General features: G+C 63.2%; 33 protein-coding genes. 1 reads left to right on the forward strand and 32 read right to left on the reverse strand.

The window, feature by feature from the left end:
• Nucleotides 1–116 precede the first annotated feature (116 nt).
• Complete coding sequence (locus tag J0I99_RS02160; protein ID WP_291395556.1) at nt 117–704, forward strand: AAA family ATPase; 588 nt, start codon at nt 117–119, stop codon at nt 702–704.
• Here J0I99_RS02160 and J0I99_RS02165 read toward each other — a convergent pair.
• From J0I99_RS02165 to rpsL, 32 genes are all read right to left on the reverse strand, one after another.
• Nucleotides 664–1,713, reverse strand: a complete 1,050-nt coding sequence (locus J0I99_RS02165; protein ID WP_291395557.1) for an NAD-dependent epimerase/dehydratase family protein — start codon at nt 1,711–1,713, stop codon at nt 664–666. The two genes, J0I99_RS02160 and J0I99_RS02165, sit on opposite strands and share 41 nt — an antisense overlap.
• Before the next feature lie 116 nt (nt 1,714–1,829).
• Nucleotides 1,830–2,249 (reverse strand): 50S ribosomal protein L17, encoded by a 420-nt coding sequence (gene rplQ / locus J0I99_RS02170; RefSeq protein WP_291389523.1) that lies wholly within the window; start codon nt 2,247–2,249, stop codon nt 1,830–1,832.
• 63 nt (nt 2,250–2,312) lie between these two features.
• Nucleotides 2,313–3,332 (reverse strand): DNA-directed RNA polymerase subunit alpha, encoded by a 1,020-nt coding sequence (locus J0I99_RS02175; protein WP_291395558.1) that lies wholly within the window; start codon nt 3,330–3,332, stop codon nt 2,313–2,315.
• 99 nt (nt 3,333–3,431) lie between these two features.
• Nucleotides 3,432–3,824, reverse strand: a complete 393-nt coding sequence (rpsK, locus tag J0I99_RS02180; protein WP_291395559.1) for a 30S ribosomal protein S11 — start codon at nt 3,822–3,824, stop codon at nt 3,432–3,434.
• Between the two features lie 82 nt (nt 3,825–3,906).
• Nucleotides 3,907–4,275, reverse strand: coding sequence for a 30S ribosomal protein S13 (rpsM, locus tag J0I99_RS02185; protein ID WP_291389521.1), 369 nt, complete (start codon nt 4,273–4,275; stop codon nt 3,907–3,909).
• Between the two features lie 175 nt (nt 4,276–4,450).
• Entirely contained in the window at nt 4,451–5,020 is a 570-nt protein-coding gene (locus tag J0I99_RS02190) for an adenylate kinase (protein ID WP_291395560.1), read from the reverse strand.
• The gene (gene secY / locus J0I99_RS02195; protein WP_291395561.1) at nt 5,017–6,351 is read right to left on the reverse strand and encodes a preprotein translocase subunit SecY; all 1,335 of its coding nucleotides are present in this window, start codon (nt 6,349–6,351) and stop codon (nt 5,017–5,019) included. Before secY ends, J0I99_RS02190 begins: the two co-directional genes overlap by 4 nt.
• A gap of 32 nt (nt 6,352–6,383) precedes the next feature.
• On the reverse strand, nt 6,384–6,869 hold the full coding sequence (gene rplO / locus J0I99_RS02200) for a 50S ribosomal protein L15 (RefSeq protein WP_291390144.1): 486 nt from the start codon (nt 6,867–6,869) through the stop codon (nt 6,384–6,386).
• Nucleotides 6,870–6,881: 12 nt separating this feature from the next.
• Nucleotides 6,882–7,070: a 50S ribosomal protein L30 gene (rpmD, locus tag J0I99_RS02205; protein WP_291390143.1), complete on the reverse strand. Its 189-nt coding sequence runs from the start codon at nt 7,068–7,070 to the stop codon at nt 6,882–6,884.
• Nucleotides 7,071–7,086: 16 nt separating this feature from the next.
• Nucleotides 7,087–7,614: a 30S ribosomal protein S5 gene (rpsE, locus tag J0I99_RS02210; protein WP_055877888.1), complete on the reverse strand. Its 528-nt coding sequence runs from the start codon at nt 7,612–7,614 to the stop codon at nt 7,087–7,089.
• 19 nt (nt 7,615–7,633) lie between these two features.
• Nucleotides 7,634–7,996, reverse strand: coding sequence for a 50S ribosomal protein L18 (rplR, locus tag J0I99_RS02215; protein WP_291390142.1), 363 nt, complete (start codon nt 7,994–7,996; stop codon nt 7,634–7,636).
• Between the two features lie 12 nt (nt 7,997–8,008).
• The gene (rplF, locus tag J0I99_RS02220; protein WP_291390141.1) at nt 8,009–8,542 is read right to left on the reverse strand and encodes a 50S ribosomal protein L6; all 534 of its coding nucleotides are present in this window, start codon (nt 8,540–8,542) and stop codon (nt 8,009–8,011) included.
• 55 nt (nt 8,543–8,597) lie between these two features.
• Nucleotides 8,598–8,996, reverse strand: a complete 399-nt coding sequence (rpsH, locus tag J0I99_RS02225) for a 30S ribosomal protein S8 (RefSeq protein ID WP_291390140.1) — start codon at nt 8,994–8,996, stop codon at nt 8,598–8,600.
• A gap of 12 nt (nt 8,997–9,008) precedes the next feature.
• Nucleotides 9,009–9,314, reverse strand: coding sequence for a 30S ribosomal protein S14 (gene rpsN, locus J0I99_RS02230; protein WP_291390139.1), 306 nt, complete (start codon nt 9,312–9,314; stop codon nt 9,009–9,011).
• Nucleotides 9,315–9,334: 20 nt separating this feature from the next.
• Nucleotides 9,335–9,892 carry a 50S ribosomal protein L5 gene (rplE, locus tag J0I99_RS02235; RefSeq protein WP_291390138.1) on the reverse strand — a complete coding sequence of 186 codons (558 nt, stop codon included), beginning with the start codon at nt 9,890–9,892 and terminating at the stop codon, nt 9,335–9,337.
• Complete coding sequence (rplX, locus tag J0I99_RS02240) at nt 9,885–10,199, reverse strand: 50S ribosomal protein L24 (RefSeq protein WP_291390137.1); 315 nt, start codon at nt 10,197–10,199, stop codon at nt 9,885–9,887. Before rplX ends, rplE begins: the two co-directional genes overlap by 8 nt.
• A complete protein-coding gene (gene rplN / locus J0I99_RS02245; RefSeq protein ID WP_291390136.1) occupies nt 10,199–10,567 on the reverse strand; it encodes a 50S ribosomal protein L14 in 369 nt (122 codons plus the stop codon). The genes rplX and rplN overlap by 1 nt, the downstream gene beginning before the upstream one ends.
• A gap of 57 nt (nt 10,568–10,624) precedes the next feature.
• Complete coding sequence (gene rpsQ / locus J0I99_RS02250) at nt 10,625–10,858, reverse strand: 30S ribosomal protein S17 (RefSeq protein ID WP_055877908.1); 234 nt, start codon at nt 10,856–10,858, stop codon at nt 10,625–10,627.
• 11 nt (nt 10,859–10,869) lie between these two features.
• The gene (rpmC, locus tag J0I99_RS02255) at nt 10,870–11,097 is read right to left on the reverse strand and encodes a 50S ribosomal protein L29 (protein WP_291390135.1); all 228 of its coding nucleotides are present in this window, start codon (nt 11,095–11,097) and stop codon (nt 10,870–10,872) included.
• Nucleotides 11,098–11,102: 5 nt separating this feature from the next.
• On the reverse strand, nt 11,103–11,516 hold the full coding sequence (gene rplP, locus J0I99_RS02260) for a 50S ribosomal protein L16 (RefSeq protein WP_055049078.1): 414 nt from the start codon (nt 11,514–11,516) through the stop codon (nt 11,103–11,105).
• A 16-nt stretch (nt 11,517–11,532) separates the two neighbouring features.
• Nucleotides 11,533–12,294, reverse strand: coding sequence for a 30S ribosomal protein S3 (gene rpsC, locus J0I99_RS02265; RefSeq protein ID WP_291392985.1), 762 nt, complete (start codon nt 12,292–12,294; stop codon nt 11,533–11,535).
• Entirely contained in the window at nt 12,294–12,674 is a 381-nt protein-coding gene (gene rplV, locus J0I99_RS02270; protein WP_291392983.1) for a 50S ribosomal protein L22, read from the reverse strand. The genes rpsC and rplV overlap by 1 nt, the downstream gene beginning before the upstream one ends.
• Nucleotide 12,675: 1 nt before the next feature.
• On the reverse strand, nt 12,676–12,954 hold the full coding sequence (rpsS, locus tag J0I99_RS02275) for a 30S ribosomal protein S19 (RefSeq protein WP_055049075.1): 279 nt from the start codon (nt 12,952–12,954) through the stop codon (nt 12,676–12,678).
• A 3-nt stretch (nt 12,955–12,957) separates the two neighbouring features.
• A complete protein-coding gene (gene rplB, locus J0I99_RS02280) occupies nt 12,958–13,797 on the reverse strand; it encodes a 50S ribosomal protein L2 (RefSeq protein WP_291392981.1) in 840 nt (279 codons plus the stop codon).
• A gap of 15 nt (nt 13,798–13,812) precedes the next feature.
• A complete protein-coding gene (locus J0I99_RS02285) occupies nt 13,813–14,106 on the reverse strand; it encodes a 50S ribosomal protein L23 (RefSeq protein ID WP_291395562.1) in 294 nt (97 codons plus the stop codon).
• Nucleotides 14,103–14,723 (reverse strand): 50S ribosomal protein L4, encoded by a 621-nt coding sequence (rplD, locus tag J0I99_RS02290; protein WP_291392977.1) that lies wholly within the window; start codon nt 14,721–14,723, stop codon nt 14,103–14,105. Before rplD ends, J0I99_RS02285 begins: the two co-directional genes overlap by 4 nt.
• Nucleotides 14,723–15,427: a 50S ribosomal protein L3 gene (rplC, locus tag J0I99_RS02295; protein WP_291392975.1), complete on the reverse strand. Its 705-nt coding sequence runs from the start codon at nt 15,425–15,427 to the stop codon at nt 14,723–14,725. Before rplC ends, rplD begins: the two co-directional genes overlap by 1 nt.
• An 82-nt stretch (nt 15,428–15,509) precedes the next feature.
• On the reverse strand, nt 15,510–15,818 hold the full coding sequence (gene rpsJ, locus J0I99_RS02300) for a 30S ribosomal protein S10 (RefSeq protein WP_055049780.1): 309 nt from the start codon (nt 15,816–15,818) through the stop codon (nt 15,510–15,512).
• Between the two features lie 67 nt (nt 15,819–15,885).
• Nucleotides 15,886–17,076, reverse strand: a complete 1,191-nt coding sequence (gene tuf, locus J0I99_RS02305) for an elongation factor Tu (protein WP_291392974.1) — start codon at nt 17,074–17,076, stop codon at nt 15,886–15,888.
• Between the two features lie 108 nt (nt 17,077–17,184).
• Nucleotides 17,185–19,275, reverse strand: a complete 2,091-nt coding sequence (gene fusA / locus J0I99_RS02310; RefSeq protein ID WP_291392972.1) for an elongation factor G — start codon at nt 19,273–19,275, stop codon at nt 17,185–17,187.
• 17 nt (nt 19,276–19,292) lie between these two features.
• Nucleotides 19,293–19,763, reverse strand: a complete 471-nt coding sequence (rpsG, locus tag J0I99_RS02315) for a 30S ribosomal protein S7 (RefSeq protein WP_291392970.1) — start codon at nt 19,761–19,763, stop codon at nt 19,293–19,295.
• A 12-nt stretch (nt 19,764–19,775) separates the two neighbouring features.
• Nucleotides 19,776–20,147 carry a 30S ribosomal protein S12 gene (rpsL, locus tag J0I99_RS02320; protein WP_291392968.1) on the reverse strand — a complete coding sequence of 124 codons (372 nt, stop codon included), beginning with the start codon at nt 20,145–20,147 and terminating at the stop codon, nt 19,776–19,778.
• Between the last annotated feature and the right edge of the window lie 213 nt (nt 20,148–20,360).

Raw genomic sequence — 20,360 nt, forward strand, 5'->3', positions numbered from 1 at the left:
CCCATGACCCTCGATATCCAGCCACCGTCCGTTCGTCGCGACCGCCCGCCCGTGGTAGGACGGCGGCAGGATAAGGGGGCGTGGGTGTAGGGGGACAAGGCCAATGGCGGTGAGACATGTCGACGGAACTTCCCACACTCGAAAGCCTTGGCCCGCGCATCATGATCTGCGGCCCCTCCAATGCCGGCAAATCGACCCTAGCCGTTGCACTGGCCAGAAAGCTCGATGCCGAGCCGTATCATGTCGATCTATTCCGCCACCTGCCCGGCACGGACTGGGTGCAGCGTTCTGACGAGGAGTTCGCCGCCCTGCACGATGCGGCGATCCGCGAGGAGCGCTGGGTGATGGACGGAAACTACTCCAGCCTGATGCCCCAGCGCTTCGCCCGCGCCACAGGCATCATCCTGCTGGGTGACAACCGCTGGGCGAACTTCCGTCGCTACCTATGGCGTACGCTGTTCCAGAAGCGCTCACGGCCGGGATCGCTCAGCGGGGACCGTGACAGCATCAAATGGGGGATGATGCGCTGGATCCTCATCGTCCAGCCCCCCAAGCGCGAGCAGGACCGGGCACGACTGCGCGCAGCAGGTCTGCCGATGGTCGAGCTGGGCTCGATGGCGCAGCTCAACCAGCTCTATCGCGCGTGGGGCCTCGAGCGCCGGGTCAGGCCTTCGGCGCCGGCTTCTGCACGAGGCCGAGCCTGATCACGCTTTCGGCTGTCGCGAGGATCGCTTCGCGTGACCCGATGAACTTGCGCCCCAGCAGCTCCTCCCCCTTGGAGCCGTCGAATATCTTCTCGTTGCCGATATCGTTGATGATCTGCCGCGCCGGTCCGCCGAAACGGGCGATCAGCTTGATGACCCAGTCGGGCACCCGCCTGTCCGTGATCGGCCAATCCGGGTAGGCCTCGCGCACGATGTCGGCAACTCTCGGGAACGGGGTATATTCGGCGGTCGCAAGGTAGCGCTGACCGATCGTTCCGGCGTTCTCCAGCGCTGCGAGGTGCAGGGCCGCCACATCCCTGACATCGATGATCGAAAAGCCATTACTCGGCATGGCCGGCACCTTGCCGGCAAGCAGGCCGCTGACCATGCCCAACGAGATGCTCGCATGTTCGTCGAGCGCGGGGCCGATGATCGCGCCGGGATGGATCGTGGTGAGCGCGACGCCGCGGTCCTTGGCGAAAGCCCAGGCGAACTGCTCCGCCCTGGTCTTGCCGATGCAGTAGGCCCAGGTCCACTGCATGTTGTCGAGATTGGTGAAGTAGGTCTCGTCGTAGACGCGGCGCCCGCTTGTCTGTCCGTGGCCGTAGCCGACCGTGGCAATCGACGAAGTCATGACGATGCGCTTGATCCCGGCCGCATCGGCGAAGCGGAATACGCGTTGCGTGCCCTCGAGCGCAGGCCGGATGACCAGGCTCTGGTCCTTGGGTTCATCGCCCCGGATCACGGTCGCCACGTGCATGACCGCAGAGACGCCGTCCATGGCCTCGGTCCAGCCCTCGTCCTTCAGCAGGTCGGCCTCGACCAGTTCGAGGTTGGCGAGCGCAGCTGGTCCCAGTTCGCGGCCCAGGGTGTCCGTGACTTCCGCCGCCCGCGCGAGTGAGCGGATCGTGCCGCGCACGCGATGGCCCTTGTGCAGCAGTTGCAGGATCGTCCACTTGCCGACGAAGCCGGTTGCACCGGTAACAAGGATCAATCCGTGTTCAGCCATGCTCACTCTCCCCAAGCCGAGTGACTAATACGGCCCCGACATGGGGTCCGGGTCAAACGAAAAGGCGGCCCGGATCGACCGGACCGCCTTTTGAAACATATACCTGACCGACAGCCTTATGCTGCTTCGGACTCGGACTCCACGTTGACCGGACCGGAGTCCTGGCCCTTGGCGTCGGGATCGCGGTCGACCAGTTCGATCACCGCGAGCGCGGCATTGTCGCCGTAGCGGAAACCGGCCTTCAGGATGCGGATGTAGCCGCCCTGACGCTCCTTGTAGCGCGGACCGATAACGCCAAAGAGCTTCTGCACCTGCGTCTCGTCGCGCATCTGCGCAATCGCCTGACGACGGGCATGCAGGTCACCGCGCTTGCCGAGCGTGATCAGCTTCTCGACGATCGGACGCAGTTCCTTGGCCTTGGGCAAGGTGGTCACGATCTGCTCGTGCTTGATCAGCGAGGCGGACATGTTGGCGAACATGGCCTTGCGGTGGGCCGAGGTCCGGTTGAGCTTACGGTTCGCATTACCGTGGCGCATTTTAGTACTCCCTAAGGCCCGGGCGTCTCACGACGGGCGGTTAGCGGCTGTGTGTTGGCCGGCTTAATAGTGATCTTCGTAGCGCTTGGCCAGATCGTCGATGTTCTCAGGCGGCCAGTTCGGCACGTCCATACCGAGGTGCAGGCCCATCTGGGCGAGCACTTCCTTGATCTCGTTGAGCGACTTGCGGCCGAAGTTCGGCGTGCGCAGCATCTCTGCTTCGGTCTTCTGGATAAGATCGCCGATGTAGACGATGTTGTCGTTCTTGAGGCAGTTCGCCGAACGGACGGACAACTCGAGCTCGTCGACCTTCTTGAGCAGCGCCGGGTTGAAGGCGAGTTCGGGGACGGTGTCCGCGGCCTTCTCCTTGCTGGGCTCCTCGAAGTTGACGAACACCGACAGCTGGTCCTGCAGGATACGCGCGGCATAGGCCACCGCGTCTTCCGGCGTGATCGCGCCGTTGGTCTCGACGGTCAGCGTCAGCTTGTCCTTGTCGAGGCTCTCGCCGGCACGGGTCGCATCAACCTTGTAGGAGACGCGACGGACCGGGGAGAACAGCGCGTCGACCGGAATATAGCCGATCGGCGCGTCGTCGGGACGGTTCTTGACGGCCGGGACATAACCCTTGCCGGTATTGACGGTGAACTCGATGTTGATCTCGGCGCCGTCGTCGAGGTGGCAGATCACCAGCTCGGGGTTCAGCACTTCGATATCACCCGACACCTTGATGTCGCCGGCGGTGACAGCGGCCGGACCCTGCTTGGTGAGGGTCAGGCGCTTGGGGCCTTCGCCACCCATCTTCAGGGCGATTTCCTTGACGTTGAGCACGAGGTCGGTAATGTCCTCGCGCACGCCGGGCAGAGACGAGAATTCGTGCAGGATGCCGTCGATCTGGATCGCGGTGACAGCTGCGCCCTGGAGCGACGAGAGCAGCACGCGGCGAAGCGCATTGCCGAGCGTCAGGCCATAGCCGCGCTCAAGCGGCTCGGCCACAACCGAGGCGACGCGCACGTTACCGCTGTCCGAAACGATGTCCAGTTTGGTCGGCTTGATCAGTTCCTGCCAGTTCCGCTGGATGGTCACGGTATTGTCCTTTCAAATGGGCGGTCCGCCTAACCGCCTGTCCAAGCAATGTCGCTATCCCGGCGCGAGGGCGCGCGCCGGGAGATCTACCGTGACAAATCAGACGCGGCGACGCTTACGCGGCCGGCAACCGTTGTGCGGGATCGAGGTGACATCGCGAATGCTGGTGACGTTGAAGCCAGCAGCCTGCAGCGCACGAAGGGCCGACTCACGACCCGAACCGGGACCACGAACCTCGACCTCGAGGGTCTTCATGCCGTGCTCCTGAGCCTTGCGGGCCGCATCTTCGGCCGCAACCTGGGCGGCATAAGGGGTCGACTTGCGCGAACCCTTGAAACCCATCACGCCGGAGGACGACCACGAGATCGTGTTGCCCTGCACGTCGGTGATGGTGACCATGGTGTTGTTGAACGACGCATTCACGTGCGCCACACCATTGGTGATATTCTTGCGCTCCTTGCGACGGACGCGCGCGACTTCAGTTTTTGCCAATTTGCTTCCTCAGTTCGATATCGACGCTGCCGTACTTCCAGCAGCTACATCAGGATTGCGGAGAGGTGCTCCGCGACCCCAATTACTTCTTCTTGCCGGCGATCGGCTTGGCCGGACCCTTGCGGGTGCGGGCATTGGTGTGGGTGCGCTGGCCACGGACCGGCAGACCCTTGCGGTGACGCAGGCCACGGTAGTTGCCCAGGTCCATCAGCCGCTTGATGTTCATCGCCACGTTACGGCGGAGGTCACCCTCCACGACGTAGTCGCGGTCGATCGTCTCACGAATCTGGATCACCTCGGCGTCGGTCAGCTCGTTGACGCGACGTTCAGCCGGGATGCCCACCTTCTCGGTGATGTCCTTGGCGAACTTCTGGCCGATGCCGTGGATGTACTGAAGCGCGATGACAACGCGCTTGTTGGTCGGGATATTGACGCCAGCAATACGAGCCACGTCCGCTCTCCTTTAGTCGGCGGCCGAAGCCACCCGTTTGATAACGACAAGGGACCGGAGTCCGACCCCCCACTCTGCGAGGAACCGAATCCAGCCCGTTAATCCATGAGACTGGCGCGGTTCATAAGGACATGGCCCGGCAGAGTCAACTGCCACGGGCCCTGCCCCGGTCATACTAGTTATGCACGGCCCGGCGGATCGCCGCCGTGACATCGTCGACCGGCTGCATGCCGTCGACGCTCTTCAGTAGCCCCTTGGCCCGGTAGAACTCGACGAGCGGCGCCGTCTGCTCCCGGTAGACGCTGAGGCGGTTGCGCAGAACCTCCTCATTGTCGTCGCCGCGGGCGACGCCCGATTCCTTGGCTCGCTTGGCGATTCGGCCCACCAGGACATCGGCGTCCGCGGTGATCTCGATCACCGCGTCGAGGCCCATGCCCTTTTCCGCCAGCATGGCGTCGAGCGCCTGAGCCTGCGGAATGGTGCGCGGAAAACCATCGAGGATGAAGCCTGCCTTGCAGTCCTCCTGGTCCAGTCGTTCCGAGACAATGCCGTTCACGATATCGTCGGAGACGAGATCGCCACGATCCATGATCTCCTTGGCCGCAAGGCCCATCGGCGTCTTGGCCGCGATCGCCGACCGCAGGATATCGCCGGTCGACAGCTGAGGAATACCGTAGCTGTCGATCAGCACCTTGGCCTGCGTCCCCTTCCCTGCGCCCGGAGGCCCGAGCAGGATCAACCTCATTTGCGCTTGCTCCCCAGCCGCGAACGCTTCACCAGGCCCTCGTACTGCTGCGCAATCAGATGGCTCTGGATCTGCGTCACGGTATCGAGGGTGACAGTCACGATGATCAGCAGCGAGGTGCCGCCGATGAACTGGCTGACGTTCAGCTGGCTATGGATCAGTTCGGGGATGAGCGCGACCACCGTCAGGTAGAGCGCACCGATCACGGTGATGCGGGTCAGCACGTAGTCGATGTACTGCGCCGTCCGCTCACCCGGACGGATGCCGGGGATGAAGCCGCCGGAGCGCTTCAGGTTGTCCGCGGTGTCGGCCGGGTTGAACACGATCGAGGTGTAGAAGAACGCAAAGAAGATGATCAGCGCGGCGAACAGGATCAGGTAGAGCGGCTGGCCACGGCCCAGCAGCGCCGCCGTCACCGTCAGCCAGCCCGGCGCACTGCCCTGGGCGGCGAACGACGCGATGGTCGCCGGCAGCAGCAGGAGCGACGAGCCGAAGATCACCGGAATGACGCCCGACGTATTCAGCTTCAGAGGCAGGTGCGACGTGTCGCCCTGGAACATCTTGTTGCCGACCTGACGCTTCGGATACTGGATCAGCAACCGACGCTGCGCCCGCTCGAAGAACACGATCACCGCAATCACGACGATCGCCAGCAACGGCAGGCCGATGCCCCAGAACCCGGCAATGCTGCCCTGGCGGGTCAGCTCGAGCGTCTGCACGATGGTGGTCGGCAGGTTGGCCACGATGCCGGCGAAGATGATCAGCGAAATGCCGTTACCGATGCCGCGCGATGTGATCTGCTCGCCCAGCCACATCAGGAACATCGTCCCGCCAACCAGCGTGATCACGGTCGACAGCCGGAAGAACCAGCCCGGATTGATCACCACGCCCTGGCTGCTCTCAAGGCCGATGGCGATACCATAGGCCTGCACCGCGCAGAACAGCACGGCGAGGTAGCGGGTGTACTGATTGAGCTTCCGGCGCCCGCTCTCGCCTTCCTTGCGGAGGGCTTCAAGCCGCGGCGAGGCGGTCGTGATCACCTGCACGACGATCGATGCGGTGATGTACGGGATGAGGTTCAGCGCAAAGATCGCCATGCGATGCACGGCACCGCCGGCGAACATGTCGAACATGCCGAAGATGCCCTGCTGGGCACCCTGGAACGTCTGCGCGTAGGCACCCGGATCGATGCCGGGCACCGGGATATACGTCCCGAGCCGGTAAACGAGAAGCGCACCCAGAGTGAACCAGATGCGCTGCTGTAGGGCCTTCGCTTTCGCGAAGGTCCCGAAGTTGAGATTCTTGGCCAGCTGCTCGGCTGCGGACGCCATGGTCGCTCCCTTTAGACTGGGGCTTGGCGCGGTTAGGCGTCAGCCTTTACTTCTGCCTGAGGCATATCGACCTTGCCACCAGCCGCTTCAATAGCAGCCAGCGCGCCCTTGGTCGCATGATCGACCTTGAAGGTCACCTTCTTGGCAGTGAAGCCCGAGCTCCCGATCAGGCGAACGCCGTCGAGCTCACGACGGATGACGCCGGCGGCGACAAGCGCCTTGGCATCGATCACGCCCTTCGCATCGAGCTTGCCCGAGTCGATGTAGTTCTGGACGCGGTCGATACGCAACTGGTTCCACTTCTTGGGATTCAGTGCGTTGAAGCCGCGTTTGGGCATGCGCATGTGCAGCGGCATCTGGCCGCCTTCGAAGCCGTTGATGGCCACGCCGGAGCGTGCCGTCTGGCCCTTGCCGCCACGGCCGCCGGTCTTGCCGACGCCCGAGCCGATACCGCGACCGACGCGCACGCGCTTCTTGTTGGCGCCCGGGTTGTCCCGGAGTTCGTTCAAACGAGTCATGGTTCTCGTCCCTTATTTGGCGTCGACGACGCGCACGAGGTGCGGGATCTTGTTGATCATGCCGCGGACCTCGGGGGTGTCCTTGAGGGTCGACTGCTTGCGGACCTTGTTGAGGCCCAGCCCGACCAGAGTCGCCCGCTGGTCGGCCGGACGGCGCGACGGGCTGGCGATCTGCTCGATGGTTACTGTCTTATCGGCCATTTCCAACTACTCCGGATCAGGCTTCGACGGTCTCGCCACGACGAGCCTGAAGGTCGGAGACCTTGAGGCCGCGACGGGCGGCGACCGAACGCGGGCTGTCGACGCGCTTCAGCGCATCGAAGGTGGCCCGCACCATGTTGTACGGATTGGCGGTGCCCTGCGACTTCGCCACGATGTCGTTGACCCCGAGGGTCTCGAACACGGCGCGCATCGGACCGCCGGCGATGATGCCGGTACCGGGAACGGCGGCACGCAGAATGACCTTGCCGGCGCCGTGGTGACCCACGACATCGTGGTGCAGCGTGCGGGCTTCGCGCAGCGGCACGCGGATCATCTGGCGCTTGGCCTGCTCGGTCGCCTTGCGGATGGCCTCGGGCACTTCGCGCGCCTTGCCATGACCAAAGCCAACGCGGCCCTTCTGGTCGCCGACCACGACGAGGGCGGCAAAGCCGAAGCGACGGCCACCCTTCACCACCTTGGCGACACGGTTGATGTGCACCAGGCGATCGACGAACTCGCTATCGCGCTCTTGAACGTCTCTCATTGTCTCTTCCTTTGCGCGATCAGAACTGCAGGCCGGCTTCGCGAGCCGCGTCGCCCAGGGCCTTCACTCGGCCGTGGTAGAGGTAGGCACCGCGGTCGAACACGACCTCGGAGACCTTTGCGGCGATGCCGCGCTCGGCGATCAGCTTGCCGACGGTGGCCGCGGCCTCCGCAGACGAGCCGTTCTTGAGCGACGACTTCACGTCCTTGTCGATCGTCGAAGCGGCAGCGAGCGTCCGGCCCGAGGCGTCGTCGATGATCTGGGCGTAGATGTTCTTGCCCGTGCGGTGCACGGACAGACGCGGACGGCCGGCATTGTTGGCCTTAAGCGCCTTGCGGACGCGCGCCTTGCGGCGATCCGCACCATTGAGCTTGGTCTGCATCTGGGCGCTTCCTTACTTCTTCTTGCCTTCTTTGCGGGCGATGTACTCGCCCACATAGCGCACACCCTTGCCCTTGTAGGGCTCCGGCGGACGCCAGCCGCGAATGTCGGCCGCGACCTGGCCCACCTGCTGCTTGTCGACACCGGTGACCACAACTTCGGTCTGCGTCGGCGCAGCGATGGTAATCCCCTTGGGGGTCTCGAACACCACTTCGTGGCTGAAACCGAGCGAGAGCTTGAGATCCTTGCCCTGCATGGCGGCGCGATAACCCACGCCCTGGATCTGCAGCTTCCTCTCGAACCCGTCCTTGACGCCGATCACCATGTTGTTGATCAGCGCGCGGGTCGTCCCCCAGGCAGCGCGGGCTTCCTTGCTGTCGTTGGCGGGCTCGATGACGATGCCCTCATCGGTCTGCTTGGCGCTCACGATATCCATGAGCGTCAGCGACTGCTCGCCCTTCGGCCCCTTCGCGGTGACCGTGCGATCGGCGATCGTGACGGTGACGCCACTGACCGCTGGGATCGGCTTTTTGCCTGTACGGGACATTCTGTTCTACTTCCTTCGGAGTAATCGTCACACCGACGACTTCAGGGCGTAAGCCTTAGAAGACGCGGCAGAGTACCTCGCCACCCAGGTTCTGGGCCTTAGCTTCGTGGTCGGCCATCACGCCCTTCGGGGTCGACAGGATCGACACACCGAGACCGTTCGCGACGGACGGGATATTCTTGACCGACGCATAGACACGGCGGCCAGGACGCGAGACGCGCTCGATCGTCCGGATCACCGGCTCGTTGTCGGAGTACTTCAGCTCGATGTCGTACTGCAGGACGCCGTTGTCCATGTGCGACTCCGAGTACCCGCGGATGAAGCCTTCCGACTTCAGCACGTCGAGCACGCGGCCACGCAGGGTCGAGGCCGGGGTGGTGACCACATCGCGACGGCGCAGCTGCGCGTTGCGGATGCGGGTCAGCATATCGCCGATCGGATCAGAGAGGGACATGTCTGTTTCTCCTTACCAGCTCGACTTGACCATGCCCGGGACGAGCCCGAGGCTACCCAGCTGACGCAGGGCAATACGGCTCATCTTGAGCTTGCGGTAATAGCCACGCGGACGGCCGGTGACTTCGCAGCGATTGTGCACGCGGTTCTCGGCCGAGTTGCGCGGCAGCGCGGCCAGCTTGAGCTGGGCAGCGAAGCGCTCCTCGAGCGACACCTTCTGATCCATGACAATCGCCTTGAGCTTCGCCCGCTTGGGAGCGAGCTGCTTCGACAGGCGCTTGCGCTTGTTGTTCTTCTCGATGGAGCTGGTCTTTGCCATGTCCTACCTCGTCTCTTCCGTTACTGCCGGAAGGGGAAATTGAAAGCCTTGAGCAGAGCCCGGGCTTCGTCGTCCGTGCGGGCCGTCGTGCACACGATGATGTCCATGCCCCAGGTCTGATCGATCTGATCGAAATTGATCTCGGGGAAGATGATGTGCTCTTTGATGCCCATGGCGTAGTTGCCATTGCCGTCGAAGGAATTCGGATTCAGGCCACGGAAGTCACGAACGCGCGGCAGCGCGATGTTCACGAGGCGATCCAGGAACTCGTACATGCGGGCCTTGCGCAGCGTGACCTTGACGCCGAGGGGCATGTTCTCACGCACCTTGAAGCCGGCGATCGACTTGCGGGCATGCGTGATGACGACCTTCTGGCCGGCGATCTTCTCAAGGTCGGCAGCAGCGGCCTTCACCTTCTTGGTGTCGTTCACAGCCTCGCCGACACCCATGTTCAGCACGATCTTATCGAGCTTGGGGGCCTGCATGACGTTCTTGTAGCCGAACTCCTTGATCAGGTTCGGCTTGATGGTCTCATCGTACTGGGTACGGAGACGCGGGATATAGACGGTCTCAGCCATCGATCGTGTCTCCGGTCGACTTGGCGACGCGCACCTTGGTGCCGTCGGCATTGATCTTGAACCCGACGCGGGTCGGCTTGCCATTGGCATCAGCCACCGCGAGGTTGCTCAGGTGGATCGGAGCCTCGCGGGTGAAGATCCCGGCGTCCTGGCTCGCGGTCTGCTTGGTGTGGCGACGGACCAGGTTAAGGCCCTGCACCACGGCGCGGGTCTCAGACGGAATGACCTGCAGCACCTGCCCGGTCTTGCCCTTGTCCTTGCCGGCCAGAACGACGACCTTGTCGCCCTTCTTGATCTTCGAGGCCATCACAACACCTCCGGCGCAAGCGAAATGATCTTCATGTGGTTCTTGGAACGCAGCTCGCGCGGGACTGGCCCGAAGATGCGGGTGCCGATCGGCTCCGACTGATTGTTGATCAGCACGGCGGCGTTGCGGTCGAAGCGGATGATGGTGCCGTCGGTGCGGCGGACCGGGAACGCGGTGCGCACGACAACGGCCTTCATCACCTGGCCCTTCTTGACGCGGCCGCGCGGGATCGCGTCCTTGACCGAGACAACAATGATATCGCCCACGGAGGCGTACTTGCGGTGCGAACCGCCAAGTACCTTGATGCACATGACACGACGCGCGCCGGAATTGTCGGCGACGTCGAGATTGGACTGCATCTGGATCATGGCTTGATGCCTTCTAAGTTTCGGGGTCTGCCTACAAGGCGAGCCCTAAATTCCGGTTTACGCGGAGGGCTTGAGGACCCAGCGCTTGTTCTTGGAAATCGGCGCCGACTCTTCGATCCAGACAACATCCCCGACCTTGGCCACGTTGGCCTCGTCGTGGGCGTGGTACTTCTTGGACCGGCGCACGGTCTTCTTCATCACCGGGTGGGTGAACGCGCGGTCAACCCGCACCACCACAGTCTTGTCGTTCGTGTCGGAGACCACGGTCCCCTGCAGTACGCGCTTGGGCATCTCTGGTCTCCTTACTTCGCCTTGGCCTTCTCGCCCAGGATCGTCTTGACCCGCGCGACTTCACGGCGGACCTCACGCACCCGGGAGGGCTTCTCCAGCTGCTGGGTAGCGCGCTGGAAGCGAAGGTTGAACTGTTCTTTCTTCAGCCCGAGGAGCTGATCCTTCAGCTCGTCGGGGGTCTTGGCACGAAGGTCGGCGGTTGCGCCGGACTTGGCCTCGGTCTTCTTCTTGGCTGCCATGGCTATCAATCCGCAATGCGGGTGACGACCCGCGTGATGATCGGAAGCTTCATGGCGCCGAGGCGCAGGGCTTCCTTGGCGACGTCCTCGGGGACGCCGTCGATTTCGAACAGGATCCGACCCGGCTTGACGCGGGCCGCCCAGAACTCGACCGACCCCTTGCCCTTACCCATGCGGACTTCGGTCGGCTTCTTGGAAACCGGGAGGTCCGGGAAGACGCGGATCCAGACACGGCCGGCGCGCTTCATCTCGCGGGTGATCGCGCGGCGGGCCGCCTCGATCTGGCGAGCGGTGACGCGCTCGGGCTCCTGGGACTTCAGGCCGAACTGACCGAAAGCCAGCTCCGTGCCACCCTTGGCGTTGCCATGGATGCGGCCCTTATGTGCCTTGCGGAACTTGGTACGTTTTGGCTGCAGCATTTCTGTCTATGCCTTCTCAGTTCGCAGCTTCGCGCTCGCGGTCGCGACGGTTCGGGCGATCGCCACGATCCTCGCGGTCACCACGCTCGCGGCGCTGGCCTTCGCTCGGCGAGGCTTCCGTTGCACGGCGCTCATGCGCCGACGGATCGTGCTCGAGCACTTCGCCCTTGAACACCCACACCTTGATGCCGATGATGCCGTAGGTCGTACGGGCCTCGGCCGTGCCGTAGTCGATGTCGGCGCGCAGGGTGTGCAGCGGCACGCGGCCTTCGCGGTACCACTCGGTACGCGCAATGTCAGCACCACCGAGCCGGCCGCCGACGTTCACGCGGATGCCGCCGGCGCCCATGCGGATCGCCGTCTGCACTGCACGCTTCATCGCCCGGCGGAAGGCCACGCGGCGCTCGAGCTGCTGGGCAATGCCCTGCGCGACGAGGTTCGCATCGGTTTCCGGCTTGCGCACTTCAACGATGTTGATGTGCACTTCGCTGTCGGTGAACTTCTTCACCTTGGCGCGGATCTTGTCGATGTCGGCGCCCTTCTTGCCGATCACGATGCCCGGACGGGCAGTGTGGATCGACACGCGGCACTTGCGGTGCGGGCGCTCGATGACGATCTTGGAGACCGCGGCCTGCTTGAGGTCCTCGAGCAGGGTCTCGCGGATCTTCAGGTCTTCCTGCAGCAGGTTGCCGTACTCACCCTTGCTCGCGTACCAACGCGAATCCCAGGTGCGGTTGATGCCAAGGCGCAGACCGATCGGGTTGATCTTCTGACCCATTATGCGGTCTCCTCAACTTGGCGAACCACGATCGTGAGGTTCGAGAACGTGTGCTCGAGACGAGCAGCATGGCCGCGACCACGCGCCATGAAGCGCTTCATGATCAGGCCGTCGCCGACATAGGCTTCCGCAACGATCAGGCTGTCCGGATCGAGGCCGTGGTTGTTCTCGGCGTTGGCGATCGCGCTCTCGAGCGTCTTCTTCACCGGGCCGGCGACGCGCTTGCGCGAGAACTCGAGCTCGGCCAGGGCCTTGTCGACCTTCTTGCCGCGGATCATCGCCGCCACGAGGTTGAGCTTCTGGCCCGAGGTCCGAAGCATGCGGAGAACCGCCTTGGCCTCGTTGTCCTTGAGCGCGCGCTGAGTTTTCGGCTTGCTCATCTTACTTCCTCTTGGCCTTCTTGTCGGCCGCGTGCCCGTAGTAGGTACGGGTCGGAGCGAACTCGCCAAACTTGTGGCCGATCATCTCTTCCTGCACGTTCACCGGCACATGCTTGTGCCCGTTGTGAACGCCGAAGGTCAGACCGACGAACTGCGGCAGGATCGTGGAACGGCGGCTCCAGATCTTGATGACTTCGTTGCGACCGCTCGCACGGCTGGTCTCTGCCTTCTTGAGCAGGTAGCCGTCGACGAACGGGCCTTTCCAGACTGAACGCGACATGGCTTAGCGGCCCTTCTTCACGTGACGCGAGCGGACGATGAACTTGTCCGTCGACTTGTTGCTGCGGGTCTTCTTACCCTTGGTCGGCTTGCCCCACGGGCTCACCGGGTGACGACCACCCGAAGTACGGCCTTCACCACCACCATGCGGGTGATCGACCGGGTTCATGGTCACACCGCGGTTGACCGGCTTCCGGCCGAGCCAACGGCTACGACCGGCCTTGCCGATCGAGATGTTGGCGTGATCCTGGTTCGACACGGCACCGACCGTGGCCAGGCAGGTGCCGTGCACTCGGCGCTGCTCGCCCGAATTGAGGCGCAGGATCGCCCAACCGGCGTCGCGACCCACGTACTGGGCATAGGCACCGGCCGAACGCGCGATCTGTCCACCCTTGCGGGGCTTCATCTCGACGTTGTGCACGATCGTGCCGACCGGCATGCGCTCGAGCGGCATGGCATTGCCCGGCTTCACGTCGGCGGCACCGAGCGTGGAGACGACCTTGTCGCCGGCGGCGAGGCGCTGGGGAGCGATGATATAGGCGAGCTCGCCGTCCTCATACTTCAGCAGCGCGATCCAGGCCGTACGGTTCGGATCGTACTCGAGGCGTTCGACCGTCGCCACGTCGTCCCAGCGGGTGCGGCGGAAGTCGACGATACGATACGTACGCTTGTGCCCGCCGCCACGGTGATACGCGGTGATCCGGCCGGCATTGTTGCGGCCACCCTTCTGCGACAGACCCTCGGTCAGCGTCTTGACCGGCTTGCCCTTCCACAGCTCCGACCGATCGGTCGTGATGAGCTGGCGGCGGCCCGGAGAGGTCGGATTGTAAGTCTTCAAACCCATTTGTTCTCTCTCCCCTTAGATGCCGGTCGAAATATCGATCGACTGGCCGTCGACCAGGGTGACAATGGCCTTCTTGACGTCCTTGCGGGTGCCAAGCTCCTGCCGGAAGCGCTTCACCTTGCCCTTGCGGACGAGGGTATTGACCGCCTTCACCTTGACCGAGAAGAGAGCCTCGACGGCTTCCTTGATCTGGGTCTTGGTGGCGCCGATCGCGACATCGAACACGACCTGGCCGTGCTCGGAGGCCATCGTCGACTTCTCGGTGACAACCGGGTTCCGGATCACGTCGTAGTTGCTGTACTTGCTCATGCGAACCGTGCCTCGAGCGCCTCGAGCGCTGCCTTGGTCAGAACGAGCTTATGGCGGCGGAGAATGTCGGCGACATTAATCCCCTGCACCGGCAGCACGTCGATCTGCGGAATGTTGCGGGCCGCGTTGGCGAAGTTCTTGTCAACTTCGGCACCGTCGATGATCAGTGCGTTCGTCCACTCGAGCTTGCCGAACTGCGCGACCAGCGCGGCAGTCTTCGGCTCCTTGGTGGTGACGTTCGACACCACAACGAGCTCACCCGCGTTAGCCTTGGCCGACAGGGCGTGCTTGAGGGCCAGAGCGCGAACCTTCTTCGGGAGGTCGATGGCATGGCTGCGCGGCTCGGGACCGAACGCGCGACCACCACCACGGAACTGCGGCGCAGCCTTGTTGCCGTGACGAGCGCCGCCCGAACCCTTCTGCTTCACCGACTTCTTCGAAGTGTAGGCGATCTCGGAGCGATGCTTCACCTTGTGGGTGCCGGCCATCGCCTTGAGCTGCTGGTAACGGACCATGCGGTGCAGGATGTCCTGACGGACTTCGAGACCGAAGATCTCATCCTTCAGGGTGACCGAACCGTCGGCCTTGCCATCCAGAGTAGTGACCTGGAGTTCCATTATTTCGCCTCCTCGGCCACGGCTGCGACAGCCGCCTTGAACGAACCGGGCACCGCAGCGCCCTTCGGAGCAGCCTTCTTGACCGCATCCTTGATCTGGATCCAGGCACCCTTGGCACCCGGGACAGCGCCCTCGACCATGATGAGACCGCGCTCCACGTCGGTGCGCACGACCTTCAGGTTCTGGGTGGTAACGCGACGGTCGCCCATGTGGCCGGCCATCTTCTTGCCCTTGAACACCCTGCCGGGGTCCTGGCGCTGGCCGGTCGAGCCGTGCGAACGATGCGAAACGGACACACCGTGCGTGGCGCGCAGACCACCGAAGTTCCAGCGCTTCATGCCGCCGGCAAAGCCCTTACCGATCGACGTCCCGGTCACATCGACCAGCTGGCCCTCGACAAAGTGGTCGGCCTGGAAGGTGGCGCCCACTTCGATGAGGTTCGCAGGATCGACACGAAACTCGGTTATCTGACGCTTCGGTTCGACCTTGGCGACGGCGAACTGTCCGCGATCGGCCTTGGTAATGTTCTTTGCCTTGACGGTGCCGGCGCCGAGCTGGAGGGCAGTGTAGCCGTCCTTCTCCTGCGTGCGCTGACCCACGACCTGGCAGTTCTCGAGGCTGAGCACGGTCACGGGGACGTGCGTGCCGTCCTCCATGAACAGTCGGGTCATCCCCACCTTCTGTGCGATCAAACCAGAACGCATCGGTTGTTACCTTTTCTCTTTGGCGGCTGACCGGGTCATTTTTCCAAGAGGACCCTTTGGATGATCAGCGCGAAAACTCGTTTCAGAGCTTGATTTCGACGTCGACGCCGGCGGCGAGATCGAGCTTCATGAGAGCGTCGACGGTCTGCGGGGTCGGATCCACAATGTCCAGGAGACGCTTGTGAGTCCGGATCTCGAACTGCTCGCGCGACTTCTTGTCGATGTGCGGCGAACGGTTGACCGTGAACTTCTCAATCTGTGTGGGCAGCGGGATCGGCCCGCGCACCTGCGCACCCGTACGCTTGGCCGTGTTCACGATCTCCCGGGTGGAAGTGTCGAGCACACGGTGGTCAAAGGCTTTGAGCCGGATGCGAATGTTTTGACCGTTCATCTTGCTTTCCCAGCGAAAAATGGAACGCGGCGCACGCTGACGCGCGCCGCGCCCTGGATTACCAGGCTTACTTCAGGATCTTGGCGACGACGCCCGAACCAACGGTACGGCCACCCTCACGGATAGCGAAGCGGAGCTTCTCTTCCATGGCGATCGGCACGATCAGCTGAACCGAGATATTCACGTTGTCGCCCGGCATCACCATCTCGGTGCCTTCCGGCAGCGAGACCACACCGGTCACGTCGGTGGTGCGGAAGTAGAACTGCGGACGGTAGTTCGCGAAGAACGGCGTATGACGGCCACCCTCTTCCTTGGTGAGGATGTAGGCCTCAGCCACGAAGTCGGTGTGCGGGGTCACCGAACCGGGCTTGCACAGCACCTGGCCGCGCTCGACCTGCGTACGGTCGATACCACGGATCAGCGCACCGATGTTGTCGCCAGCCTGGCCCTGGTCCAGCAGCTTGCGGAACATTTCAACGCCGGTCACGGTCGTCTTCTGCGTCGCCTTGATGCCGACGATCTCGACTTCCTCGCCAACCTTCACGATACCGCGCTCGACGCGGCCGGTAACCACGGTGCCGCGGCCCGAGATCGAGAACACGTCTTCGATCGGCATCAGGAAGGGCTGGTCAACCGGGCGAGCCGGCTGCGGGATGTACTCGTCGACAGCGCGCATCAGCTCCAGCACGGCGTCGTGGCCAAGCTGCTTGTTGCCGTCGTTCAGAGCCTCGGTCGCCGAACCCTTGATGATCGGAATGTCATCGCCGGGGAACTCGTACGACGAGAGCAGTTCGCGAACCTCGAGCTCGACGAGCTCAAGCAGTTCCGGATCGTCGACCATGTCGCACTTGTTGAGGAACACGACCAGGGCCGGCACACCAACCTGACGGGCGAGCAGGATGTGCTCACGGGTCTGCGGCATCGGGCCGTCAGCGGCGGACACGACCAGGATCGCGCCGTCCATCTGGGCAGCACCGGTGATCATGTTCTTCACGTAGTCGGCGTGACCGGGGCAGTCCACGTGTGCATAGTGGCGCTTCTCGGTCTCGTACTCGACGTGCGAGGTGTTGATGGTGATGCCGCGGGCCTTCTCTTCCGGCGCGTTATCGATCGCGTCGTACGCCCTGAAGGTGGCGCCGCCCGTCTCTGCCAGCACCTTGGTGATCGCTGCGGTCAGCGAAGTCTTACCATGGTCGACGTGACCGATCGTGCCGATGTTGCAGTGCGGCTTGGAGCGGGAAAACTTTTCCTTGGCCATCGTATTCTCCGTTGGGTGCCAGCTTGGCTTGCCGGCATTAGGAACTCAGTTGTCGTTGTTGCTTTTCGGCGATCCGGGAGAGACTCCCGGATCGGCCGGATCTGTTGTTTAGGCGTACTTGGCCTGTACTTCCTGGGCCACCGCGGTCGGGACCTGCTCGTAGTGGTCGAACGTCATGGTGTACTGCGCACGTCCCTGGGACATGGAACGCAGCGAGTTGACGTAGCCAAACATGTTGGCAAGCGGCACCATCGCGTCGATCACCTGGGCAATACCCCTGGCCTCGGTGCCGCGGATCTGGCCGCGGCGAGAGTTCAGATCGCCGATGACGTCGCCCACATAGTCTTCCGGGGTCACAACTTCAACCCGCATGATCGGCTCGAGGATCTTCGGCGCCGCCTTCTCGATAGCCTCGCGGAAGCCAGCGCGGCCGGCAATTTCGAACGCCAGGACCGACGAGTCGACGTCGTGGTAGGCACCATCCGTGAGCGCGAACTTCACGTCGACAATCGGGAAACCGATGATCGGACCGGCGCCCATGACCGACTGCACGCCCTTCTGCACGCCAGGCACGTATTCCTTCGGCACGTTGCCGCCGACAACTTCCGAGGTGAACTCGAAGCCCTTGCCCGGCTCATTCGGCTCGATGCGGAACTTGATGCGAGCAAACTGGCCCGAACCACCCGACTGCTTCTTGTGGGTGTAGTCGTGCTCGACGGTGCGGGTGATCGCCTCGCGGTAGGCCACCTGCGGCGCACCGATGTTGGCTTCGACCTTGAACTCGCGGCGCATGCGGTCGACGATGATGTCGAGGTGCAGTTCGCCCATGCCCGAGATGATGGTCTGACCGGACTCTTCGTCGGTCTTCACTCGGAACGACGGATCTTCAGCAGCCAGGCGAGCGAGGGCGAGGCCCATCTTCTCCTGGTCGGCCTTCGACTTCGGCTCGACGGCGATGTCGATGACCGGCTCCGGGAACTCCATGCGCTCGAGAATGACCTTGTGGGCCGGATCCGAGAGCGTGTCGCCCGTGGTCGTGTCCTTGAGGCCGACGATGGCGACGATGTCACCGGCGTAGGCTTCAGTGATCTGCTCGCGGGCGTTGGAGTGCATCTGGAACATGCGACCGACGCGTTCCTTCTTCTCCTTGACCGTGTTCTCGAGCGAGGCACCGGCTTCGAGGTGACCCGAGTAGATGCGGCAGAAGGTCAGCGAGCCCATGTGCGGGTCGTTGGCGATCTTGAAGGCCAGCATCGACAGCGGTTCATCGTCGGTGGCGTGACGATCGATCTCGGCGCCGGTCTTGACGTCGATACCCTTGATCGCGGGAATGTCGGTCGGGGCCGGCAGGAAGTCGATAACGCCATCCAGCAGCGGCTGCACGCCCTTGTTCTTGAAGGACGAACCACAGAAGACCGGGAAGAACTTGGCCTCGATGGTGCCCATGCGGATCAGGCGACGCAGCGTGTCGTTGTCCGGCATGTCGCCGTTGAGGTAAGCCTCGGTGGCCGCATCGTCCATCTCGACGGCGGTCTCGACCAGCTTCTCGCGGTACTGAACGGCCTTGGCCTTCAGATCTTCCGGGATCTCGATGACGTCCCACTGGGCGCCGAGCTCTTCGTTGCGCCAGACGAGCGCATTCATCTCGACGAGGTCGACGACGCCGCGGAAATCGGTCTCGGCGCCGATCGGCAGCTGCATGACACAGGTCTTGATGCCCAGGCGCTTATCCAGCGTATCGAGGCAGTAGTAGAAGTCGGCGCCGGTCTTATCCATCTTGTTGACGAAGATCAGACGCGGAACGTGGTACTTGTCGGCCTGGCGCCAGACGGTTTCCGTCTGCGGCTCAACACCCTGGTTGCCGTCGAGCAGCGCGATGGCGCCGTCGAGCACGCGAAGCGAACGCTCGACTTCGATGGTGAAGTCCACGTGGCCGGGGGTGTCGATGATATTGAAACGGAACTGCGTGCCGTCACGGCCCTTCCAGAACGTCGTCGTAGCAGCCGACGTAATGGTGATCCCGCGTTCCTGCTCCTGCTCCATCCAGTCCATGGTCGAGGCACCGTCGTGCGTCTCGCCCATCTTATGGTTCTTGCCGGTGTAGTAGAGGATACGCTCAGTCGTGGTCGTCTTGCCGGCATCGATGTGGGCCATGATGCCGAAGTTACGGTAATGATTGATCGGGTATTCGCGGGCCATTTGCGAGGAGCCTTCCGTTACCAGCGGTAGTGCGAGAAGGCACGGTTGGCGTCAGCCATACGGTGCGTGTCTTCGCGTTTCTTGACGGCCTGACCACGGCCATTGACGGCATCCATGAGCTCGCCCGACAGGCGCTCCTTCATGGTGTGCTCGCCGCGCTTGCGGGCGGACTCGATGAGCCAACGGATGGCTAGGGCCTGCTGACGGTCCTGACGGACCTCCACCGGGACCTGGTAGGTCGCACCACCAACACGGCGCGAGCGGACTTCTACGGCCGGCCGGATGTTGTCCAAAGCAGTGTGGAACACCGTAACCGGGTCCTGCTTCAGCTTGGACTGCACGATGTCGAATGCACCGTAGACAATCGTCTCGGCGACCGACTTCTTGCCGTCTTCCATCAGCGAGTTCATGAACTTCGAGACGACGAGGTCACCGAACTTGGGATCGGGGTTGACTTCGCGCTTCTCGGCAGCGTGACGACGGGACATTGGATCTGCTCCTTACTTCGGCCGCTTCGCGCCGTACTTGGAACGGCGCTGCTTGCGATCCTTCACCGACTGGGTGTCGAGAACGCCGCGCAGCACGTGGTAACGCACACCCGGCAGATCGCGCACACGACCGCCGCGGATCAGCACCACCGAGTGCTCCTGGAGGTTGTGGCCTTCGCCGGGGATGTAGGAAATGACTTCACGGGACGTGGTCAGCCGGACCTTGGCGACCTTGCGCAGAGCCGAGTTCGGCTTCTTCGGGGTAGTCGTATAGACGCGAGAGCACACGCCGCGCTTCTGCGGGTTTGCTTCCATCGCCGGTACTTTGTTCCGCTTGGGCTTGGACGCCCGAGGCTTGCGGATCAACTGATTAATGGTCGGCATTGCGCTCTTTCCATCGGTCCGAATTCATTGCGGAAGACGCAAACAAACCAAAGGGGCGCCAATTCCACCCCCTCGGGGGCAGCGGCGCCTCTCATTGCAGCGGACCACCGGGAGACCGGCGTTCATGCGCACAAAGATTTGTCGTCGTCTCGTGCCTTTGGCAGTGTGTTTGAGGTTCCTGGATGCCCGCACAAGGTGGCAGATACCCGCGTG

The sequence above is a fragment of the Devosia sp. genome (genome assembly GCF_017307495.1).
Lineage (GTDB): Bacteria > Pseudomonadota > Alphaproteobacteria > Rhizobiales > Devosiaceae > Devosia_A.

Bases quoted from the DNA above. Each gene is read 5' to 3' on its own strand.
- rpsL (WP_291392968.1), bottom strand. From the start codon at position 20,147: ATGCCGACCATTAATCAGTTGATCCGCAAGCCTCGGGCGTCCAAGCCC.
- rplR (WP_291390142.1), bottom strand. From the start codon at position 7,996: ATGCAGACCAAGCTCAATGGTGCGGATCGCCGCAAGGCGCGCGTCCGC.
- rpsE (WP_055877888.1), bottom strand. From the start codon at position 7,614: ATGAGAGACGTTCAAGAGCGCGATAGCGAGTTCGTCGATCGCCTGGTG.
- tuf (WP_291392974.1), bottom strand. From the start codon at position 17,076: ATGGCCAAGGAAAAGTTTTCCCGCTCCAAGCCGCACTGCAACATCGGC.
- rplF (WP_291390141.1), bottom strand. From the start codon at position 8,542: ATGTCCCGTACAGGCAAAAAGCCGATCCCAGCGGTCAGTGGCGTCACC.
- rpsH (WP_291390140.1), bottom strand. From the start codon at position 8,996: ATGTCCCTCTCTGATCCGATCGGCGATATGCTGACCCGCATCCGCAAC.
- fusA (WP_291392972.1), bottom strand. From the start codon at position 19,275: ATGGCCCGCGAATACCCGATCAATCATTACCGTAACTTCGGCATCATG.
- J0I99_RS02160 (WP_291395556.1), top strand. From the start codon at position 117: ATGTCGACGGAACTTCCCACACTCGAAAGCCTTGGCCCGCGCATCATG.
- J0I99_RS02285 (WP_291395562.1), bottom strand. From the start codon at position 14,106: ATGAGCAAGTACAGCAACTACGACGTGATCCGGAACCCGGTTGTCACC.
- rpsS (WP_055049075.1), bottom strand. From the start codon at position 12,954: ATGTCGCGTTCAGTCTGGAAAGGCCCGTTCGTCGACGGCTACCTGCTC.
- rplE (WP_291390138.1), bottom strand. From the start codon at position 9,892: ATGGCTGAGACCGTCTATATCCCGCGTCTCCGTACCCAGTACGATGAG.
- J0I99_RS02190 (WP_291395560.1), bottom strand. From the start codon at position 5,020: ATGAGGTTGATCCTGCTCGGGCCTCCGGGCGCAGGGAAGGGGACGCAG.
- rpsN (WP_291390139.1), bottom strand. From the start codon at position 9,314: ATGGCAAAGACCAGCTCCATCGAGAAGAACAACAAGCGCAAGCGCCTG.
- rplB (WP_291392981.1), bottom strand. From the start codon at position 13,797: ATGGGTTTGAAGACTTACAATCCGACCTCTCCGGGCCGCCGCCAGCTC.
- rpsG (WP_291392970.1), bottom strand. From the start codon at position 19,763: ATGTCCCGTCGTCACGCTGCCGAGAAGCGCGAAGTCAACCCCGATCCC.
- rplD (WP_291392977.1), bottom strand. From the start codon at position 14,723: ATGGAACTCCAGGTCACTACTCTGGATGGCAAGGCCGACGGTTCGGTC.
- rplP (WP_055049078.1), bottom strand. From the start codon at position 11,516: ATGCTGCAGCCAAAACGTACCAAGTTCCGCAAGGCACATAAGGGCCGC.
- rpsQ (WP_055877908.1), bottom strand. From the start codon at position 10,858: ATGCCCAAGCGCGTACTGCAGGGGACCGTGGTCTCCGACACGAACGAC.
- rpmC (WP_291390135.1), bottom strand. From the start codon at position 11,097: ATGGCAGCCAAGAAGAAGACCGAGGCCAAGTCCGGCGCAACCGCCGAC.
- rplQ (WP_291389523.1), bottom strand. From the start codon at position 2,249: ATGCGCCACGGTAATGCGAACCGTAAGCTCAACCGGACCTCGGCCCAC.
- rplO (WP_291390144.1), bottom strand. From the start codon at position 6,869: ATGACTCGTTTGAACGAACTCCGGGACAACCCGGGCGCCAACAAGAAG.
- J0I99_RS02165 (WP_291395557.1), bottom strand. From the start codon at position 1,713: ATGGCTGAACACGGATTGATCCTTGTTACCGGTGCAACCGGCTTCGTC.
- rplV (WP_291392983.1), bottom strand. From the start codon at position 12,674: ATGAGCAAGCCGAAAACTCAGCGCGCGCTCAAGGACAACGAGGCCAAG.
- rpsJ (WP_055049780.1), bottom strand. From the start codon at position 15,818: ATGAACGGTCAAAACATTCGCATCCGGCTCAAAGCCTTTGACCACCGT.
- rplC (WP_291392975.1), bottom strand. From the start codon at position 15,427: ATGCGTTCTGGTTTGATCGCACAGAAGGTGGGGATGACCCGACTGTTC.
- rplX (WP_291390137.1), bottom strand. From the start codon at position 10,199: ATGGCCTCGAAGATCAAGAAGGGCGACAAGGTCGTCGTTCTGGCCGGC.
- secY (WP_291395561.1), bottom strand. From the start codon at position 6,351: ATGGCGTCCGCAGCCGAGCAGCTGGCCAAGAATCTCAACTTCGGGACC.
- rpsC (WP_291392985.1), bottom strand. From the start codon at position 12,294: ATGGGTCAGAAGATCAACCCGATCGGTCTGCGCCTTGGCATCAACCGC.
- rplN (WP_291390136.1), bottom strand. From the start codon at position 10,567: ATGATCCAGATGCAGTCCAATCTCGACGTCGCCGACAATTCCGGCGCG.
- rpmD (WP_291390143.1), bottom strand. From the start codon at position 7,070: ATGGCCGATAAGACAGTAACCATCGAGCAGATCGCCAGCCCGTCGCGC.